Annotated in this window: 17 protein-coding genes and 1 pseudogene; 10 read left to right on the top strand and 8 right to left on the bottom strand. The window is 48.1% G+C overall.

Annotation, left to right across the window (positions count from 1 at the left end):
• Positions 1 to 54 precede the first annotated feature (54 nt).
• A complete protein-coding gene (gene trxA, locus CCZ37_RS00535) occupies positions 55 to 381 on the bottom strand; it encodes a thioredoxin TrxA (protein ID WP_010319293.1) in 327 nt (108 codons plus the stop codon).
• 111 nt (positions 382 to 492) lie between these two features.
• Here trxA and rhlB point away from each other — a divergent pair, with 111 nt between their 5' ends.
• Together rhlB and gppA are read left to right on the top strand one after the other, a co-directional pair.
• A complete protein-coding gene (gene rhlB / locus CCZ37_RS00530) occupies positions 493 to 1803 on the top strand; it encodes an ATP-dependent RNA helicase RhlB (RefSeq protein ID WP_026027733.1) in 1311 nt (436 codons plus the stop codon).
• 7 nt (positions 1804 to 1810) lie between these two features.
• Complete coding sequence (gene gppA, locus CCZ37_RS00525; protein WP_094499498.1) at positions 1811 to 3304, top strand: guanosine-5'-triphosphate,3'-diphosphate diphosphatase; 1494 nt, start codon at positions 1811 to 1813, stop codon at positions 3302 to 3304.
• 105 nt (positions 3305 to 3409) lie between these two features.
• On the opposite strand, the gene CCZ37_RS00520 is transcribed toward gppA, so the two are convergent.
• On the bottom strand, positions 3410 to 4084 hold the full coding sequence (locus tag CCZ37_RS00520; RefSeq protein WP_157729191.1) for a 7-cyano-7-deazaguanine/7-aminomethyl-7-deazaguanine transporter: 675 nt from the start codon (positions 4082 to 4084) through the stop codon (positions 3410 to 3412).
• A gap of 391 nt (positions 4085 to 4475) precedes the next feature.
• Between CCZ37_RS00520 and gmk the strand changes: the two genes are divergently transcribed.
• The 5 genes from gmk (at position 4476) to CCZ37_RS00495 (ending at position 11542) form a co-directional block, all read left to right on the top strand.
• On the top strand, positions 4476 to 5099 hold the full coding sequence (gene gmk / locus CCZ37_RS00515) for a guanylate kinase (protein ID WP_010319297.1): 624 nt from the start codon (positions 4476 to 4478) through the stop codon (positions 5097 to 5099).
• Between the two features lie 103 nt (positions 5100 to 5202).
• Positions 5203 to 5475 (top strand): DNA-directed RNA polymerase subunit omega, encoded by a 273-nt coding sequence (gene rpoZ / locus CCZ37_RS00510; RefSeq protein WP_094499496.1) that lies wholly within the window; start codon positions 5203 to 5205, stop codon positions 5473 to 5475.
• 39 nt (positions 5476 to 5514) lie between these two features.
• A complete protein-coding gene (gene spoT, locus CCZ37_RS00505; protein ID WP_094499495.1) occupies positions 5515 to 7635 on the top strand; it encodes a bifunctional GTP diphosphokinase/guanosine-3',5'-bis pyrophosphate 3'-pyrophosphohydrolase in 2121 nt (706 codons plus the stop codon).
• A gap of 204 nt (positions 7636 to 7839) precedes the next feature.
• Positions 7840 to 9918 (top strand): ATP-dependent DNA helicase RecG, encoded by a 2079-nt coding sequence (gene recG, locus CCZ37_RS00500; protein WP_094499494.1) that lies wholly within the window; start codon positions 7840 to 7842, stop codon positions 9916 to 9918.
• Between the two features lie 232 nt (positions 9919 to 10150).
• The gene (locus CCZ37_RS00495; RefSeq protein ID WP_094499493.1) at positions 10151 to 11542 is read left to right on the top strand and encodes a uracil-xanthine permease family protein; all 1392 of its coding nucleotides are present in this window, start codon (positions 10151 to 10153) and stop codon (positions 11540 to 11542) included.
• A 101-nt stretch (positions 11543 to 11643) separates the two neighbouring features.
• On the opposite strand, the gene envZ is transcribed toward CCZ37_RS00495, so the two are convergent.
• The 3 genes from envZ to CCZ37_RS00480 form a co-directional block, all read right to left on the bottom strand.
• Entirely contained in the window at positions 11644 to 12948 is a 1305-nt protein-coding gene (envZ, locus tag CCZ37_RS00490) for a two-component system sensor histidine kinase EnvZ (protein ID WP_094499492.1), read from the bottom strand.
• Positions 12949 to 13028: 80 nt separating this feature from the next.
• Entirely contained in the window at positions 13029 to 13748 is a 720-nt protein-coding gene (gene ompR, locus CCZ37_RS00485) for an osmolarity response regulator transcription factor OmpR (RefSeq protein WP_010319303.1), read from the bottom strand.
• A gap of 397 nt (positions 13749 to 14145) precedes the next feature.
• The gene (locus CCZ37_RS00480) at positions 14146 to 14856 is read right to left on the bottom strand and encodes a tRNA (adenine(22)-N(1))-methyltransferase (protein WP_208613920.1); all 711 of its coding nucleotides are present in this window, start codon (positions 14854 to 14856) and stop codon (positions 14146 to 14148) included.
• Positions 14857 to 15037: 181 nt separating this feature from the next.
• On the opposite strand from CCZ37_RS00480, the gene CCZ37_RS00475 reads away from it, so the two are divergent.
• Entirely contained in the window at positions 15038 to 15388 is a 351-nt protein-coding gene (locus CCZ37_RS00475; protein ID WP_010319305.1) for a GlpM family protein, read from the top strand.
• A 98-nt stretch (positions 15389 to 15486) separates the two neighbouring features.
• Positions 15487 to 15594: pseudogene (locus CCZ37_RS00470) on the top strand (AbrB family transcriptional regulator); the annotation flags it as partial.
• 48 nt (positions 15595 to 15642) lie between these two features.
• Here the strand turns inward: CCZ37_RS00470 and greB are convergent.
• On the bottom strand, positions 15643 to 16125 hold the full coding sequence (greB, locus tag CCZ37_RS00465; RefSeq protein WP_010319306.1) for a transcription elongation factor GreB: 483 nt from the start codon (positions 16123 to 16125) through the stop codon (positions 15643 to 15645).
• 343 nt (positions 16126 to 16468) lie between these two features.
• On the opposite strand from greB, the gene CCZ37_RS00460 reads away from it, so the two are divergent.
• The gene (locus tag CCZ37_RS00460; protein ID WP_094499490.1) at positions 16469 to 18799 is read left to right on the top strand and encodes a Tex family protein; all 2331 of its coding nucleotides are present in this window, start codon (positions 16469 to 16471) and stop codon (positions 18797 to 18799) included.
• Positions 18800 to 18966: 167 nt separating this feature from the next.
• Here CCZ37_RS00460 and CCZ37_RS00455 read toward each other — a convergent pair whose 3' ends face one another.
• On the bottom strand, positions 18967 to 19437 hold the full coding sequence (locus CCZ37_RS00455) for a hypothetical protein (RefSeq protein WP_010319308.1): 471 nt from the start codon (positions 19435 to 19437) through the stop codon (positions 18967 to 18969).
• Positions 19438 to 19609: 172 nt separating this feature from the next.
• Complete coding sequence (gene bioH / locus CCZ37_RS00450; protein ID WP_010319309.1) at positions 19610 to 20374, bottom strand: pimeloyl-ACP methyl ester esterase BioH; 765 nt, start codon at positions 20372 to 20374, stop codon at positions 19610 to 19612.
• Between the last annotated feature and the right edge of the window lie 131 nt (positions 20375 to 20505).

Genomic DNA, 20505 nt, shown 5'->3' with positions numbered 1-20505 from the left:
CTTTTCAAAAAAACAAAGCCGTGCATCAGAAAATGTACGGCTTTGCGATACCTGTTATAGGTTTGCGTCCAAAAACTCTTTCAATTGAGTTTTTGATAACGCACCAACTTTCGTTGCAGCGACGTTGCCATTTTTGAACAGCAGCAAGGTTGGGATGCCACGAATACCAAACTTAGGTGGAGTACCTGCGTTGTGGTCGATATTTAATTTACCGATAGTCAGTTTGCCTTCGTACTCGCTAGCGATTTCATCCAAAATTGGCGCAATCATCTTACAAGGACCACACCATTCTGCCCAAAAATCAACAAGAACAGGGCCTGCAGCTTTGATTACATCGTTCTCAAAACCATCATCTGTAAGCTGCAAAATCTTATCGCTCATCTTCCACTCCAATATGTTTTTCTGCACTGATTATAAGCTAACCAGTAAATAGATGCTCTATTGGAATGTATTTACTTTCGTATTGCAAGCTTAAGCTGATATTCTATGGCGATGAAAAAGACACATATCACAGAGCAAAAGTTCGCCGATTTGGGATTACATCCTCAAGTTGTTGAAGGATTGGAAAAAAAAGGGTTCGATTACTGTACCCCGATCCAAGCCTTGGCGTTGCCGGTACTGCTCACCGGCCAAGACATTGCAGGCCAGGCCCAAACAGGGACTGGTAAAACGCTTGCGTTTCTCGCTGCTACTTTTAACCACTTACTAACAACCCCTGAACATGAAGGGCGAAAACCGACGCAGCCGCGTGCCATTATTATGGCCCCGACTCGTGAGTTAGCGATTCAAATTTATAACGACGCCGAACCTCTGATTGCCAGTACCGGTATCAAAGCTGCGCTGGCTTACGGTGGTGAAAGCTACGATAAGCAGTTGTCTAAGCTGCAAGATGGTGTCGACATATTGATCGGTACAACAGGACGTATCATCGATTTCTACAAACAACACGTGTTTAACTTGAATAATATTCAAGCAGTTGTGCTGGATGAAGCTGATCGCATGTTTGACCTTGGTTTTATCAAGGACATTCGTTTTCTGTTTCGCCGTATGCCAGAACCTAAAGAGCGCCTGAACATGCTGTTTTCAGCCACGCTTTCTTATCGCGTTCAAGAGTTGGCGTTCGAGCACATGCATAACCCTGAGCACGTGGTTGTTGAACCAGAACAAAAAACTGGCCATCGCATCCAAGAAGAGCTGTTCTACCCGTCTAACGAACATAAGATGGCGCTATTACAGACACTGATAGAACAAGACTGGCCAGATCGCGCCATCATTTTTGCCAACACAAAACACCGCTGCGACTCTATTTGGGGTCATTTAGCTGCAGATGGGCACCGTGTCGGCCTGCTAACGGGTGATGTACCGCAGAAGAAACGTGAAAAGATCCTTGAGCAATTCACTACCGGTGATGTCGACATTCTTGTTGCAACCGACGTGGCAGCGCGAGGCTTACACATTCCTCAAGTCACACACGTATTCAACTACGACTTACCTGATGACTGTGAAGACTACGTGCACCGCATTGGTCGTACAGGTCGCGCAGGAGAGAGTGGTCATTCGATTAGTTTTGCCTGTGAAGAGTACGCCATTAACCTAACCGCGATTGAAGAGTATACCGGGCACGCGGTTCCTGTTTCTGATTACGATGCATCGGCGTTGATTGAAGACTTACCACCGCCAATTCGTCTGCGTTCTCGTAATCCTCAGCAGCGCCGTACTAATAATAATGGCCCTCGTACTGGCAACCGTAAGCCACAAAGTCGTCGCCCACGTCAACCGCATCAAAGTAATAAGGGTTCGTAATCCATTTATGAGTAAAGCCGTCTCCTCGCCGCTCTACGCTGCCATCGACCTTGGGTCGAACAGTTTTCATATGCTCATCGTGCGTCATATTGATGGCAGTGTACAAACGATGGCCAAAATAAAGCGCAAAGTACGCTTGGCCGCCGGGTTAGATGATAACAACGCTCTTAGCCAAGAAGCGATGCAGCGAGGATGGGACTGCCTCAGTTTATTTGCGGAACGACTACAAGATATACCCGCCAGCAATATCCGTATTGTTGGCACTGCCACACTGCGTACAGCCACCAACGTTGAACTGTTTTTAACTCAAGCCAACCAAATACTCGGCCACCCCATTCAGGTAATTTCCGGTGAAGAAGAGGCGGCAACTATCTACAAAGGAGTGGCGCACACTTCAGGTGGCTTAGGACGACGCTTGGTTGTCGATATTGGTGGGGCCAGTACTGAACTCATCATTGGTGAAGGGTTCGATGCCAAAGCGTTAACCAGTTTAAAAATGGGCTGCGTCACTTGGCTTGAGCGCCATTTTAAAGACAGACAGCTTAACGCGGCTAACTTTAATCAAGCGATTGACGCTGCAAAACAGACGTTAGCGCCTATCCTTGAACAATACTCACAGTTAGGTTGGGATGTGTGCGTGGGTGCCAGTGGCACAGTACAAGCGTTGCAAGAGATTATGCTGGCGCAAGGGATGGATGAGGTGATCACTCATACCAAACTAAAACGCTTGCAAAAACAAGCGATGCTCGCCGATCACTTGGAAGAGCTTGATATTGAAGGATTAACTTTAGAGCGAGCGTTAGTTTTCCCAAGTGGCCTCTCGATTTTAATTGCCATCTTTGAACTGCTCGAGATTGAATCGATGACTTTAGCTGGCGGCGCATTGCGTGAAGGCTTAGTGTATGAAATGGTCGAAGAGCTGCGCCAAGATGACATTCGAACGCGTACCATCAATAGCGTCCAGGTGCGATATCAAATTGATGTTGACTACGCCAAGCAAGTGGCTCAACTTGCCCAATCGCTGCTCAAACAGTGTGGGGGGGAAGATTGGATTGCGGAACCGCAAGCTGAAATGCTGCTCACTACTGCTGCACAATTGCATGAAATAGGGTTAGCGATTGATTTAAAAAAAGGCGGTGAACACAGCGCCTACCTGTTACAAAACCTCGACTTACCCGGCTATACCCGTGCACAGAAACACTTTCTAGGCGAAATTGCTCGTCGTTATCGCGAGCAGCTCTCTTCATTGCCAGAGCAGTACGCTTTGTCGGGCAACAGCGCCAAGCGGGTGTTACGTTTACTGCGCCTTGCCGTATTGCTCAGCCATCGTCGTAACGAGGCACTACAGCCTAAATTTACATTACAAGCTCAAGGTGACCAACTGACTCTTCGGTTATCCGCCAAATGGTTAGCGGCCAATCCTCTCACCACCGCCGAGCTGGATATTGAAGCAAACCGTCAAAGCGACATTGGTTGGCCACTCATTATCGACCCATCATAGTTATAAGATGCAGACACATGAAAAAGCCCGAGCAGCACTTGCTCGGGCTTTGATTTGCTATCTTCCTAGTATAATGGCTTACTACTCCACCACTGAACGTTTCAACTACTGAGCATTGATCCCAACGGCTCGGAAATCAGGGTTGACCGCTGTCAGCTTGCGGATCAAGTAATTGAGCAGCACACCGTACATCGGCACAAACAGGCCTAAACTGATCACCAGTTTAAAACCATAATCAACCAAAGCAATTTCGGTCCAATGTTCAGCCATGAACGGATCGGGGCTTTGATAGAAAGCAATCGCAAAAAAAGCGACCGTGTCTAATGCATTACCAAATAACGTAGAACATGTTGGCGCAACCCACCACTGCTTCATCTGGCGCAGACGATTAAACACATGCACATCCATAATTTGCCCTAGCAAATACGCCATAAAACTGGCAATCGCAATACGAGCAACAAACAGATTAAACTCATGAAGCTGAGCAAGCCCTTGGAATTGACCTTCAAAAAATAGCACCGAGAGTGCATAAGAAACAATCAAAGCAGGTAACATCACTAAGAAAATGATTTTACGAGCCAAGGCTGCACCAAAAATACGCACAGTGAGATCCGTTGCCAGAAAAATGAATGGGAAAGTAAACGCGCCCCAAGTGGTATGTAAACCGAATACAGTAAAGGGCAGCTGAACCAGATAATTGCTTGATGCAATAATGATCAAATGAAATAGCACTAAAAGTGCCAAAGCTTTGCGCTGCTGCGCAAGGGTAAAATAACTCATTGTGTACCTTTTTAGTTTGTTTTGGGGGCGAGGGAACCCAAATCGAAGAATTAGTCTTGCATTAATTTATAGACTTACCACGCGATCATATTCAAATCACGAGCTCAGCGGCGGGCGATTATACAGCAATAAAACCCCTCGACAAGCCTTGAAATAAGAGCAAACGTTTACCCATTGAAGAAAATATCACCGTTTTAAAATTCCCCTTTCACCGCTAAAGGCCGACCTTTTTGTTGTAGACATCCATGAGAACGTGCTACTCTTCGCCTCCATTTTTTCTGGCCTTATTTTCATTTTCTAGGATGAAACTCTCTGGGTCAGTGCTATCTTTTAACATGTTGATAGACGCAAATATCAGCATTCAATCCTAACCTAACGTGGAACAGAACAGATGGGCAAAGGTACTCTTTATATCGTCTCTGCACCCAGTGGTGCAGGCAAATCAAGCTTGATCTCTGCGATGTTGGAAACCAACCCAACCTATGCGATGAAAGTCTCTGTTTCACATACCACACGCGGCATGCGCCCGGGCGAACAAGATGGTGTTCACTACCATTTTGTGCAAAAAGAGCTGTTTGAAGAGTTGATTACTAAAGGTGAATTTCTCGAACATGCTGAAGTATTTGGCAACTACTACGGCACCTCTAAGGTATGGATTGAAAATAACCTCAACAAAGGCATTGACGTTTTTCTTGATATTGACTGGCAAGGCGCGCGTCAAATACGCGACAAAATGCCGGATGCAAAAAGTGTGTTTATCCTTCCTCCCTCAAAAGAAGAATTGGAACGCCGCTTGAATGCTCGTGGTCAAGACAGTGAAGCCGTCATTGCTAAACGTATGAATGAAGCTCAAGCTGAAATCTCGCATTACACCGAATACGACTATGTCATCATAAATGATGATTTCGATGTGGCATTAATGGATTTCAGGGCCATTTTACGTGCTGAACGATTGAAGCAAGACAAGCAAGCTGCTAAATATAGCAGCATGCTCAACGCGCTACTGGCGGAATAATCACCCGCTCAAACAAGGCAAAGTCTATCGCTAGTATAAACAAAGATTAGACTGTATACTTTCTCGTCATTTAAAAATTTTTAGTTAACTATTTGGAGTTCTCATGGCACGCGTAACTGTTCAAGACGCTGTTGAAAAAGTGGGCAATCGTTTCGACCTAGTTCTGATTGCGGCTCGCCGCGCTCGTCAAATGCAAACTGGCGGTAAAGATTCATTGGTGCCAGAAGAGAACGATAAGCCAACGGTTATCGCCCTGCGCGAAATCGAAGAAGGTCTTATCACGAAAGATGTACTTGATGCCCGTGCGCGCCAAGAGCAACAAGAGCAAGAAGCCGCAGAATTAGCCGCCGTAAGCAGCATCGCTCACAACCGTTAATTTCGCTATTCAAATTCAACAACCTTCCGGGCCTATAATTTGTATCTATTTGATAGCCTTAAAGACGTTGTCCAAGAATACCTAACAGAGCCTCAAATTGAGGCTCTGCGTCAATCTTATGTGGTCGCACGTGAAGCCCATGAAGGGCAAACCCGTTCTAGTGGCGAGCCTTACATTATTCACCCTGTTGCCGTTTCTCGCATTTTGGCCGATATGCGCCTTGATTTAGAAACGCTACAAGCTGCGTTATTACATGATGTCATCGAAGATTGCGATGTAACGAAAGAAGACCTTGAAACTCAATTCGGTCACGCCGTGGCAGAATTGGTGGATGGTGTTTCCAAACTCGACAAATTGAAATTTCGCGATCGTAAAGAAGCACAAGCCGAGAACTTTCGTAAGATGGTGCTCGCTATGGTGCAAGACATTCGCGTTATTCTTATCAAACTGGCTGACCGCACGCACAATATGCGTACCCTTGGCGCATTGCGCCCGGATAAAAAGCGCCGTATTGCCCGTGAAACATTGGAGATTTACGCACCTCTTGCCCACCGCTTAGGGATTCATAACATCAAGACTGAGCTAGAAGAGCTTGGCTTTGAAGCGCTGTACCCTAATCGTTATCGCGTATTGAAAGAGGTGGTAAGATCCGCTCGCGGTAACCGCAAAGAGATGATCCAACGCATCCACAGTGAAATTGAAGGCCGCTTGCAAGATTTCGGTTTGAAAGCACGCGTGGTCGGCCGTGAAAAGAACCTGTTCTCTATCTATAACAAGATGAAAACCAAAGAGCAGCGCTTTCACACCATTATGGACATCTACGCTTTTCGAGTCGTGGTTGACACTGCAGATACCTGTTACCGTGCGTTAGGCCAAGTTCATAGCTTGTACAAACCTCGCCCGGGGCGTATGAAAGATTACATCGCCGTACCCAAAGCGAACGGCTACCAGTCTTTGCATACCTCAATGGTCGGCCCACACGGCGTTCCAGTTGAAGTGCAGATCCGCACTGAAGACATGGAACAGATGGCCGACAAAGGCGTGGCTGCTCATTGGTCTTACAAAGGTAATGGCGAACGCACTGGCACCACCGCGCAAATTAAAGCACAGCGCTGGATGCAAAGCCTACTTGAGCTACAACAAAGCGCCGGTAACTCGTTTGAGTTTATTGAGAACGTTAAGTCAGATCTTTTCCCTGATGAAATCTACGTCTTCACACCCAAAGGCCGCATCGTTGAGCTGCCTGTCGGGGCGACTGCGGTTGATTTTGCCTACGCGGTGCACACCGATGTCGGCAATACCTGTGTTGGAGCTCGTGTTGATCGAAACCCTTATCCGTTAAGTAAATCGCTGAAAAACGGCCAAACGATTGAAATCATCAGCGCACCTGGGGCTCGCCCTAATGCCGCTTGGCTCAACTATGTGGTGACGTCTCGCGCTCGTACTAAGATACGTCAAGTGCTCAAAACCATGCGCCGTGAAGAGTCAATCACACTTGGCCGTCGTTTGCTCAATCATGCGCTGGGCGATCTATCGCTGAATGACATCAGCGAAGAAAACATCAAGTACGTGATTGGTGAGCTTAAAATGACCACTGTCGATGATTTGTTGGCAGCGATTGGTTTAGGCGAATTGATGAGTATTGTCATTGCGCGTCGTCTGCTTGGCGATGCTGATGAGCTGACCGAAGTGGAAAGCAATGATGGCAAACCGAAAAAGAAACTGCCGATCCGCGGCGCTGAAGGTATTTTGCTCACGTTTGCTAACTGTTGCCACCCCATCCCAGACGATCACATCATTGCGCACGTATCACCGGGCCGTGGTTTAGTGGTGCATCGTGAAACCTGCCCTAATGTTCGTGGCTACCAAAAAGAGCCGGATCGTTACATGGCGGTTGAGTGGTCTAAAGATTACGACCAAGAGTTCATCACCGAACTGAAAGTGGACATGCAAAACCACCAAGGTGCGTTAGCGGAACTGACCAATGTGATCTCGAAAACGGGATCCAACATTCATGGCCTCTCCACCGAAGAACGTGATGGACGTTTGTATACTGTCACTGTGCTGCTGACCACCAAAGATCGCATTCACTTAGCAAACATCATGAAAAAAATTCGTGTGATGCCTCATGCGCTGAAAGTGCGACGCCGGAAAAATTAAACTATCCAAATAAATAAAACCCCTTGCGGCTAACCACTCATGGGGTTTTGTATTTTCCGACCCTACCTCATCTTGCATTTTAGACGTCACTATTCAAATTAGCCGATGGCCTGCCGCTTATCGACCATTACATGATTTTATGCTGTACAAAAAAACAGTTCGATGGTTGAATAATACATAACGATACTGTTAATGAGCCCTGTTATGTCACAGCTACTGTCCGCGATTCCTCTCACCTCACTCTCTGGCGTGGGCGCTAAAGTGGCTGAAAAACTGGAAAAGGTTGGCTTAATCAGTGTGCAAGATCTGCTGTTCCATCTCCCTTTACGTTATGAAGACCGCACACGGATCTACCCTATCGCTAAATTGCATCCCGGGCTTTGGGCCGCTGTGCAAGGTAAAGTCATGGCGGTGGATACGGTTTTTGGCAAACGCAAAATGCTCACAGTAAAAATAAGCGACGGTAACGGCACCATTACGCTGCGTTTTTTTAACTTTACTGCTGGGATGAAAAACAATTTTGCTGAAGGTAAGTTAGTGCACGCTTACGGTGAAATTAAACGTGGTGGATTCGGCCTTGAAATTGTTCATCCTGATTATAAATTTTATGCTCCTCAGCAACAGCCAGATGTCGAAGCTAACTTAACCCCCGTTTACCCAACAACCGATGGCCTGCGCCAACTCACGCTACGCACACTCACTGATCAAGCATTAAGTTTACTCGACAAAGCCGCCGTACAAGAATTGCTGCCTGCCGGGTTGTATGATCACCAAATTACGCTCTCTGAAGCGCTGCACATCATTCACCGGCCGCCACCGGGCATTAACCTGCAACGGTTTGATGAAGGGAAACATCCGGCGCAGGTTCGCTTAATTATGGAAGAGCTGTTGGCGCAAAACCTCTCGATGCTGGCTGTACGCCATCAAGGCCAGCAAGATATCGCATTGCCGCTGGCTGGGTCTGGCAAACTCAAGCAACAACTGCTTGCACAACTGCCTTTCTCTCCCACTAAAGCACAAACACGTGTTGTGACAGAGATCGAAGCCGATCTGGCACAAGCTCACCCCATGATGCGTTTAGTACAAGGTGATGTGGGCTCAGGGAAAACCTTGGTCGCTGCATTAGCCGCCGCACGTGCTATCGAACATGGCTATCAAGTAGCATTAATGGCACCGACGGAATTGCTGGCCGAGCAGCACGCAATTAACTTTGCCAACTGGTTTGAAGCAATGGGCATCCAAGTCGGCTGGCTGGCGGGTAAATTAAAAGGCAAAGCGAAAGAAAGAGAACTGGCTCGCATTGCCAACGGTGAGGCAAAAATGATAGTGGGTACTCACGCTCTTTTCCAAGAACAAGTTGAATTTCATCACCTTGCGCTCGTCATCATTGATGAACAACACCGCTTTGGCGTCCACCAGCGTTTAGAACTGCGTGAGAAAGGGGCGAAGCAAGGCGCATATCCGCACCAGTTGATCATGACCGCAACGCCGATCCCACGCACTTTAGCGATGACCGCTTACGCTGATTTAGAAACCTCTGTTATTGATGAACTGCCACCGGGACGAACGCCCATTCAAACTGTCGCAATCCCAGATACAAAGCGTGATGATATCGTCGAGCGTGTGCGTCATGCCTGTTTGAGTGAAGGAAAACAGGCTTATTGGGTCTGTACTTTGATTGATGAGTCTGAGGTGCTAGAAGCGCAAGCTGCCGCCGACACAGCGCAAGAGCTACAACGCACTCTGCCCGATGTCAAAATCGGTTTGGTGCATGGCCGAATGAAGCCGAGCGAAAAACAAGCGGTGATGCAAGCCTTTAAAAACAATGAACTGCACTTGCTGGTTGCCACAACGGTGATTGAGGTTGGCGTTGACGTGCCGAATGCGAGCTTGATGATCATCGAAAACCCTGAGCGTTTGGGCTTAGCACAGTTGCACCAATTACGCGGCCGCGTAGGGCGAGGCTCTGTCGCCAGCCATTGCGTATTGCTCTACCATGCGCCGCTATCGAAAACCGCGCAAAAACGCTTGGGTGTACTGCGTGAGAGCAATGACGGTTTCGTAATTGCTCAGCGAGACTTAGAAATTCGTGGGCCGGGTGAGCTGCTTGGTACCAAACAGACCGGCCTTGCGGATTTCAAAATTGCGGATTTAGTCCGTGACCAAGGTTTAATTCCTGAAGTACAGCGCATTGCTCGCTACTTACACGACCATTATCCAAGCCATGCGACCGCCATTATCGATCGCTGGTTAGGTGAGAAGGACATCTACGCCAAGGCATAAGATTGCTCGTTCTGTATTCTCCTCTCCCTTACACAGCAAACTTACGCAAGAAAGCAAACGTTTGCTTTCTTGCGTAAACCCTCTATAATTTCGCCAATTTTTTTTAGTGAACTACTCACTTATCCAGTCCGAGCAGATTCTGATTAACAGCAATCACAGATGACGTGTCTGCTCCACTTAGTGCTCCCACTCAGCGAACGCTAAGACAACAACGCACCATTAGGAAAACAGTATGACTATCCACAACGCTTCGCGTAAGTCTGATTTGGTTTATCAACTCAACGATAGGCCACCGCTACCCCAAACCATTTTCGCCGCTTCACAACATTTGCTAGCCATGTTTGTTGCGGTCATCACCCCTTCGCTCATTATTTGCCAAACACTTGGTGTTTCTGCCGAGCAGACCAACACCATCATCAGCATGTCACTGTTTGCCTCTGGCTTATCCTCCTTTATCCAGATCCGCACCATTGGCCCAATTGGCTCTGGTTTACTTTCTATCCAAGGCACCAGTTTTAACTTTCTTGGGCCAATTATTGGCGCAGGCTTGTCATTAAAAGCGGGTGGTGCAGATATCAGCACTATGATGGCGGCGATCTTTGGCACCATTTTAGTCGCCTCTTTTGCTGAAATCCTATTATCACGAGTGCTGCAATACGCGCGCCGCGTGATCACGCCGCTGGTGTCGGGCATTGTGGTTACCCTGATAGGCTTAACACTGGTACAAGTCGGTTTAGTTTCTATGGGTGGCGGCTATGCTGCGCTCAGCGATGGCACTTTTGGCAGCTTAGACAAACTGGCACTGGCGGGAACCGTGCTTGGACTTATCGTGCTGCTCAACCGCTCAAGTAACCCATACATTCGCGTAGCATCGATTGTGATTGCGATGTTCGTCGGTTACATCATGGCCTACTTGATGGGAATGGTGAACACTGATTCACTGAGTGAAACTGCCCTGATTGCCCTACCAATACCTATGCAGTTTGGTTTAGGTTTTGATTGGTCACTCTTTATTCCTCTGGTACTGATTTTCTTGATCACCGCATTGGAAGCGATTGGTGATATCACCGCCACTTCTGAAGTGTCGGGCGAGCCCGTCAAAGGGCCGATTTACATGAAGCGCATTAAAGGTGGTGTGCTGGCTGATGGTTTGAACTCAGCGCTGGCGGCGGTCTTTAACAGTTTTCCCAACTCGACCTTTAGCCAAAACAATGGCGTGATTATGCTCACCGGGGTTGCCAGCCGTTATGTGGGTTACTTTATTTCCGCCATGTTGGTGTTACTCGGCCTGTTCCCGGGCGTGGCAAGCTTTGTACAATTGATTCCTGAACCGGTACTTGGCGGTGCAACCATCGTCATGTTCGGCACCATTGCAGCCGCGGGTGTGCGGATTATTTCCCGAGTGGATCTCGACCGCCGCGCGATTTTAATCATGGCGCTGTCGTTTTCGATGGGGTTAGGCATTGCGCAAAAGCCAGAGATTCTGCAATTTATGCCCGAGTTCATTAAGAGCATTTTTTCATCCGGCGTAGCGGCTGGCGGTATCACCGCCATTTTGCTCAACTTGCTGCTGCCAGAAAAATTGCCACGCGAAGAGGGACTCGAAGAGATCAAAACCAACTGATCGCATGGATGTGCTCAAAAACTTCGGTCAGTAGCCGAAAAGGCATAAACCGTAAACACAATGGGCTCAGTTGAGCCCATTGTGTTATTGAGTGACTAAGCCTATTTGGTCGGGAAGCTCAGTTGCGCTTTGAGGCCACCTTCACTGCGGTTACTCACCACAACGCTGCCATGATGCTGGCTAACAATCCGTTTCACTATCGCCAAACCAAGCCCTGTGCCTTCACTACCACGCGCGGTATCACCACGCGTAAAAGGTTCAAACACTTTGCTCACTTGACTAGGATCAATACCCGGGCCATTATCCTCCACACAAACCCAAGCCATTTTGTTATCTGCGGTACTGCCCGTACTCACCTTAACCCAACCATTACCATAACGAATGGCGTTCACCACTAAGTTGCTCACCGCGCGTTTAATGGCGATCGGGTTGCCAAAGGCTGGCTGCATTGGTAAATGCAGTTCGACATCGATTTTGATCTCGTAGCCCCCTTCGGCGGTAGCAACATCATTGGCGATCTCATTGAGATCAACGGCGGTAAAGGTCTGTTTATTGACCGGTTTAAGGTAGTCCATAAACTGGCTGATGATCTGGTTACACTCTTCTGTGTCACTGATGATCCCTTCGGCGAGATAACTCTCTTCTGGAGACATCATTTCCGTTGCTAAACGAATGCGGGTCAGCGGCGTGCGTAAGTCGTGGCTGATCCCCGCCATCAATAATGAGCGATCCTCTTCAAGCGCTTGGATCCCTCTCGACATTTGATTAAACGCCGACGTCACCGCGCGAATTTCAGAAGCGCCTTTGAGCGGCAATGGCGGCGGGTTCTCACCTCGGCCAACGGCTTTGGCGGCTTTTTCTAAGGCAATTAAGGGACGATTTTGCAGACGAATAAACAACCATCCCCCTAAGACGATCAGTAACGCCATCACCAAACTATTGTGAAATAGTGGCGCAAAATCCTCTTTTTGCAGCTCAGAGAGAGGGATGCGTATTAATGAACCCGGAAAAGAGTCCACTTTCATCCATAAAATATAACTCTCTTTACCCAAAATCATCCGCACATCGGTCAGCGAGCCGAGCTCATTACTCATCTCCTCGCTCATCAAATCAATGCTGATGGCGTCATGATACTCTTGGGCCATCTCACTCTCTTCACTATGAATGGTGACGCCCAGCTGCTCTAACACTCGGCGGCGCTGTAAGGCGTCCATCCCCAGCTCCGATGTATTGTTCGCCGCGTCATCCAGCATTAGGTTGATCTCATGGCCCAAAATCTTATTGAACTGCTGCAAACTGGGCATCAAGGCATAGTTAAATACGGCGTAATAAGAATAAGCTTGGCTGGCGATCAGCAATGAGAAGAAGAGCAAAATCGATTGAGTAAAGGAACTGCGAATGCGCATAGGAAAACCTGCGATGAACGTACTATCAAAAAGGCGACAAAAAAGCTCCTGTCGGTTAACCGATAGGAGCTGATTGAAATTTAAGACTCTTTACCATCTGGAACAAAAACGTAACCTAAGCCCCACACCGTTTGTATATAGCGTGGTTTGCTTGGATCCACTTCAAGCATGCGACGTAAACGCGAGATTTGTACATCAATCGAGCGCTCCATTGCGGAGTATTCACGCCCTCTTGCCATATTCATCAACTTATCACGCGACATCGGCTCACGCGCATTGGTGACTAAGGTCTTCAATACGGCAAATTCACCGGAAGTGAGCGGCATTGGCTCATCGCCACGGAACATTTCGCGGGTACCTAAATTCAGGCGAAACTCACCAAACTCAACCACCGATTCTTCAGCACTTGGCGCGCCGGGGGCTTCAATCACTTGGCGGCGTAGCACGGCTTTGATTCGCGCCAGTAGTTCACGCGGGTTAAACGGTTTGGGCAAGTAATCATCCGCACCCACCTCCAAGCCAACAATACGATCCACTTCGTCGCCTTTAGCGGTCAGCATTAAAATCGGCAACATGTTATTGGCGTTACGCAAGCGGCGGCAAATAGACAAACCATCTTCACCCGGCAACATCAAATCAAGCACCATTAGGTGGAAGTTTTCACGAGTGAGCAGACGATCCATCTGTTCGCTGTTAGCGACACTACGCACCAGAAAACCTTGCTCTGACAAGTAACGCTCAAGCAATGCACGTAAACGCGCATCATCATCCACCACTAAAATTTTATAGTTTTCTTGCATCTGAGATCCCACCTAATTCTGAACTCAAGCCAATATCAAACCGAGCGAGTAAAATGTAACACCGTTGCGACTAAAATCATGCAAAGAATTGTTAACGTTTATGTCTTTTAGCACGCATGATTCATGATTATTAGATACAAACGGCAATCACGTCACTCATCCGTTAACCTCTTTGTCAAAGCGACTAAAACAATAGCGATAGCCTAAACCAAAGGCAATATAAGTGCTCGAGTGATACTCGTTTTGATCAATGCTAAACCCATCATGTATCTTCTCAGGCAACTATTCCCCCTAAAAGATTAAAGGGTGGTGGACCATCAGAGTCATTACGCCTGTTAATGAGGATTTATCGCTAACATTAAATGTATGCCTTAATTTACCAAAGTAGAACCAGAGTCTACTGAGAAGTGATATTAACCTGCTGATAGGCTTGCCAACGCTTCTGCGCGCTAACATCGCCGCCTTGTGCTTTACGCTGATAATGCTGTTGCAATTGCGTCAGATAACGCTGGGCGATCATCTGTTGTTCATCATTGGCCACTTGCCAGATCGCGCTGCCAACCAAACTAAGTGGAGATGGTTTGGGTATTTCATCTTGTGCTTTAGACGAATTAATCTGCAGGTGCAAAAGCTCATAAATCCGTTGATTTTCTTCCACCAACTGTTCCTGTTTTAATCTCGCACCCAGTGTCATCAACTGTTCACGTAAGGTGTAACCATGATGCACAGGACAAAGCAGAAAATCCAATACAAGGTGTGGATAACGCTCAACCAGCGCAGCAATGAATTCACTCATTAAATCACCGCCAACCCCGGCGATGATCACCAAATGCGAGCCAGAATAGCTATCAAGCGGCAGATCGCGCACATCAAGACAGTGGGTGTACCAGCGCGGTAACGCCGCCGTTGCAGGGAAATGGCGCGTTAAATCGAGCGTCACCTTTTCAATCAACGCTGGCACAATATCAACAAAATGCACCACGCTATTTGGACAGCGCTTCAGTAACGCCGCGCCAAGCAAACCGTGATCACAACAACCATCCCAAATATGATCGTAATGGCAGTTAATCTGCTGTACTAGTTGCGTGAGCCGTTTTCCTAATTTCATCTTTGCCCAACCAAGCCGCATGATACAACATGCCGCAGAATAAAAAGAGTGGCGGCCATTTTACTTGGATTTGAAGAAATGTTGCAGAGAAAATAACAAACCCGCCAATGAGCATTTCTACTTATTCAGTGAGTGATTTATAGTGGGCAACACTTACCCTATTCTGACAAAAGGACATGTCATGGCGGCTCTGTTTTTCAAGTGCCTACTTGGTGCGCTTGCAGTGTTAATCATTGCCCTGCTCTCTAAAAGCAAAAGCTTTTTTATTTCTGGTCTTGTACCGCTGTTTCCTACCTTCGCTCTGATTGCGCATTACATTGTCGGCACCGAACGCACAATGGAAGACCTACGCACCACCGCATTGTTTGGCCTTTACTCGCTTATCCCGTATGCGGCATACCTGTTGGCAGTATACTATTTCAGTTACCGGCTGCCCCTCACCAGTACACTAGTGTGCGCTACTTTAGTTTGGTTGGCCTTTGCTGCGTTATTACTGGTCGGTTGGACGCGTTTAAACCCTGCGATAGCCTAAACCATCATCATTGCCAGCGGTCATATCGACACCGGAGAAAGCCAAACGCAAACACTACAACCTGAAGTGCTAGAGAATCGGTGGTATTTGCCACCGCACTGCAGGGCATGGACCCCGCGTTTGTCATGATCAACCACGCCCTACTGCTGCTCTACTCGCTACCCGCCGTGCTGAACAAACCGTTAGAGGCATTGCGAAGCAAGTGAGATGGCTAAAATGAGCGACCGAGGAATATTTTGAACCGAATACTCCGTTCACTGCCCTTTTTCATACTCAATCGAGTTAATAAACCACTCTTTGATCCCTGTGGGCGTGGGCACTTGCACCTCGTCATCAACCTCTTTTTTCAGCAGAGCACGCGCCATCGGTGAATCGATGGAGATGTAATCTTTCGCGTCACCGTAAATCTCTTCTGGGCCCACAATGCGAAAGCGCTTTACATCACCCGCTTCATTTTCAATTTCCACCCAAGCACCGAAAAACACTTTCCCCTCTTGTTGAGGCGAATAATCAACTATCGTCACTTCCGGTAAAAATTTTCTCAAAAAACGAATTCGGCGATCAATTTGCCGCAGTAAACGCTTATTAAAGGTGTAGTCTGCGTTTTCAGAGCGATCCCCGAGGCCAGCAGCCCAAGTGACTATTTTGGTAATTTCTGGCCGTTTTTCATGCCAAAGATGGTCATGCTCTGCCTTTAATTTATTGTAGCCCTCACGGGTAATCAGTTTGGTCTTCAAGATCTTTTCCCATTACACAGCGCCGCACATTCAAGGTAGCCGCGGGTTATACATTCATCACGATGGCTTGCTACTATACTGTCATTTTCGCTCGGCACCAACTGACTGAACTTATCTTTAGCCACCAAACTCATCTTCGGTTTTAGCGCTGCCAACGCTGAAAAATGACATCAAAATCACACGCGTTACGTGACCTCTTTGGCACAATCGGGTAGAAGGTTATCTCACTAATCTCATAACAGCGCGCCGTTAGACTAGAAATAAGTCTAACGTGCCCCAATAGTTACCCTATTCAAACCACCCTGAGTGGTGGTGCTACTGAACTACAAAAGAGAAACCACGGATGAGCCAAGCTATCTGCAAATTGATCGCACAAGAGCTAAATGTGCGTCTTGAGCAAGTGACAGCGACTGTCACACTTATTGATGACGGAAACACCGTTCCTTTTATCGCCCGTTACCGTAAAGAGGTCACGGGTGGGCTAGACGACACCCAACTGCGTACCTTAGACAGCCGTTTATCCTATCTGCGCGAGCTCGATGATCGCCGCCAAACCATTCTGAAATCGATTCAAGAACAAGGCAAGCTCACCGCCGAGCTGGCACAAGAGATCAACCAAGCGGATAGTAAAACTCGCCTTGAAGATCTCTATTTACCCTACAAACCTAAGCGTCGTACTAAAGGTCAAATTGCGATTGAAGCAGGGCTTGAACCACTGGCAGACAAGCTGTGGAATGAAGCGCAAACCGACCCTGAAACCGAGGCCGCACACTATGTGAGCACTGAGAAAGGGATCAGTGATATCAAAGCAGCACTGGATGGTGCACGCGCCATTATAATGGAACGTATTGCTGAAGATGCCAACTTGCTGGACAAAGTGCGCCGTCATTTGACGCGCAGTGCCGAATTGGTCTCTCGCGTGGTCGAAGGCAAAGAGCAAGCCGGGGAGAAATTTAAAGATTACTTCGCGCATAATGAAACGCTCAGTAAAGTGCCTTCACACCGAGCATTGGCCATGCTTCGCGGCCGCAATGAAGGCTTTTTAAGCTTGAGCATGAATGCCGACCCAGAGCAAGAAGAGGGCGTGCGCCAATCGTATTGCGAAACGCTGATTGCGCAACACTATGGCATTCACTTAAGCAGCGCCCCTGCCGATGGGTGGCGCAAGCAAGTGATCAGTTGGGCGTGGCGCATTAAAGTGTCAATGCACATGGAAACCGAACTGATGGGCGCAATGAAAGAGCGTGCCGAAATCGAAGCGATTGAAGTGTTTGCCACCAACTTAAAAGATTTGTTGATGGCCGCACCGGCTGGCCCACGCGCCACTCTCGGCTTGGATCCTGGTTTGCGAACGGGTTCGAAAATTGCGGTAGTGGACGCCACGGGTAAAGTACTGGCGACCGAGACGATTTATCCGCATCAGCCGCATAACCAACATGACAAATCAGCGAAAATTGTTGAACAGTTGGTACGTCAATTTAACGTTGATTTGATTGCGATTGGTAACGGTACCGCATCGCGCGAAACCGATACTTTTGTCGCCGATGTCATTAAGCGCGGCAACCTGAAAGTGCAGAAAATCATTGTCAGCGAAGCAGGGGCCTCGGTCTACTCAGCCTCTGAACTGGCGGCCAAAGAGTTCCCCAATATGGATGTGTCGCTACGCGGCGCGGTGTCGATTGCTCGCCGCCTGCAAGACCCACTTGCCGAGCTGGTGAAAATCGATCCGAAATCGATCGGTGTGGGCCAATACCAACACGATGTCAGCCAGTCGATGCTCGCCAAACGCTTAGATGCGATTGTTGAAGACTGCGTCAACGCGGTCGGCGTGGATGTGAATACCGCCTCTGCCGCGCTGTTAACACGCGTGGCTGGCTTGTCTAACGCACTGGCGCAAAACATCGTTGATTATCGGGATGAAAATGGACGCTTCGCCTCACGCGCTACATTGAAAAAAGTCGCGCGCTTAGGGCCAAAAGCATTTGAGCAATGTGCGGGCTTCTTACGCATTATGGATGGTAAAAATCCACTCGATGCCTCTTCGGTTCACCCAGAAGCGTATCCAGTGGTGAAAGCCATCGCCGAAAAAAATAGCAAAGAGATCAAAGCACTGATCGGCAATAGTGAGTTTTTGCGCAATTTACACGCCGTCGATTATACCGACGAGCATTTCGGCCTGCCGACTGTCACTGATATCATCAAAGAGCTCGATAAACCGGGCCGCGATCCACGCCCTGAGTTTAAGACCGCGACCTTTGCTGACGGCGTGACTGAAATGAAAGATCTGGAAATTGGGATGATTTTGGAAGGCGTGGTATCGAACGTGGCCAACTTTGGTGCTTTTGTCGATATTGGCGTTCACCAAGATGGCTTAGTGCATATCTCTGCGCTGACTGATCGTTTCATTGCCGACCCGCGTGAAGTGGTGAAAGCAGGCGACATCGTCAAAGTCAAAGTGATGGAAGTCGATGTGCAGCGAAAACGCATTGCACTCTCGATGCGCTTAAACGATGAGCCGGGGCAAGATAACCGCAGCCAACGCTCTGGCGCAACAAGTGGCAACACGCGTTCGCATCAAAATAGTAGCCAATCGCAACGCCGTCGTGAAGAGCCACAACAAAACGCGGCAATGGGTGGAGCTTTCGCCGCCGCCTTTGCTAAAGCGAAAAAATAGCGGCGATGCGTAACTTACTGGATATGCGTAACTTACTGGATAAACGAATCACAGTGAAAAGCACCTAACCGCGTCGCTTATACCAGAGCCGCAAAAAACACAAATCCCCACTGTGGCAAACGCCTAAGTGGGGATTTTATTTATCGCGATAGGCCGTATTCATCGACCTACAACACCGCAATCACTTCAGAAGGTGTATTGGGTGCAACCGCGTGACCATAATAGTACTTAATTACAGTTCGCCGGCGCGCCATTTTGCCTTCAGTTATCGCAGCATCAATAATGTGTTTAGGTAGCCTAAACCGCATCGTATAGCCTTTACCTTGATCCTTGCTGTAGGTGGCGAGAGCGAGCAAGTCAAACAGCCTTTCGAGCTCGCTTTTCTGCTCCTCTTGATAAGAAGTCGATGTTGCGTATTCGGTGCCAACCTCATAGCTTGGGTGCTCTGAAGGGTCCCATGACGACTGTTTTCGTCTTTTATCATCCGCTTTTACCTTACGTTCCGCGTTGGTTTTAGCCAGTTCGACGGTTGGCATCACAGGGGCGCGGATCCGATTATCACGCGCGGCCTGTTCCGTTTGCACATTAACCGATGGGGCGATAAGTGGCACACTTACGTTCGTTGGTGACACCATCATAGCCGAAACCTCCTCAGTATCGCCCGCCCCGATAGACCTGCTTTCGCTCAGCACTACTGGGTTAGACTTTATATCGACCAGACTGCTCAAACTTTTAGCAAATTTATTCTTAATTTAACATTTGTACCCAACGGCTTGACCCTGTAGGTAGACATGTATGTGTATCAATACGTTAACGTGCAAAAGCGATGAGCTGCTGGCAAAAATCGTCCAGTTCTGTGATGAACGGTGCGTGGGAAGAATTGCCAAAAATGTACTGCTCGCTATTGGGCAAGGTTTTTTGTAACTCTTGCGCCACTTTAACCGGCACCAAACCATCAAGCCGACCATATAGACGAAGCATGGGAATCGAGAGTGCTGTCAACGGCTGGCGCAAATCCACCTCGGCCAACATGACCAAACCCGCTAACAATGATTGTGGGTTCGGCGCTGGCCGTGATAACACCGCTTGTTTTAGGTATCTCACATCTTGCTTTGCCTGAGGGCTGCCCATCGCTTGCAGCGCCATAAAGCGCTCAACAGTAGCCTGAAAATCGTCCATTAACTGTTCAGTAAAGGCACTGAGCACTTGAGGGAGAATGCCATGCCACGGTTTCTGTGCCGCAAATTTAGGAGAACTCGCCACAGTGACCAATTTGCTCACATAACTTGGGTGATGCAGTGCCATATGAGTCGCCACTAACCCACCCAAAGACCAACCGACCCAAATGGCTTGTTTAGGCGCTTGCATGATTAGCGCTTGCGCGATCTCTTCTAGATCAGCGGCGTGGCTAGCAGCGCTGTGACCATAACCGGGCAAATCAACCACGTGTACACGAAAATGTCCTTTAAGCACATCGACCGCCTGCTGCCATACCGCACCATTCATCCCCCAACCGTGCACCAAGACAAGATCATCGCCCTCGCCTGAGGCTTGCCAATATAACGCTGTGGCCATGCTCACAAATTCTCCGACTAAATTCACACTTCTTCGCTGAAAAAACACCGATCATACACTCACTCACTTGCAATCACGGTCAACACAAAGACTGATTTAAGTTGCAAGAGTATAACCACACTTCGTTTCAC

The sequence above is a fragment of the Vibrio qinghaiensis genome (assembly GCF_002257545.1).
Classification (GTDB): domain Bacteria; phylum Pseudomonadota; class Gammaproteobacteria; order Enterobacterales; family Vibrionaceae; genus Vibrio; species Vibrio ordalii.
The sequence above is the reverse complement of the archived record's forward strand: the minus strand, read 5'-3'. Positions and strand labels throughout refer to the sequence as shown.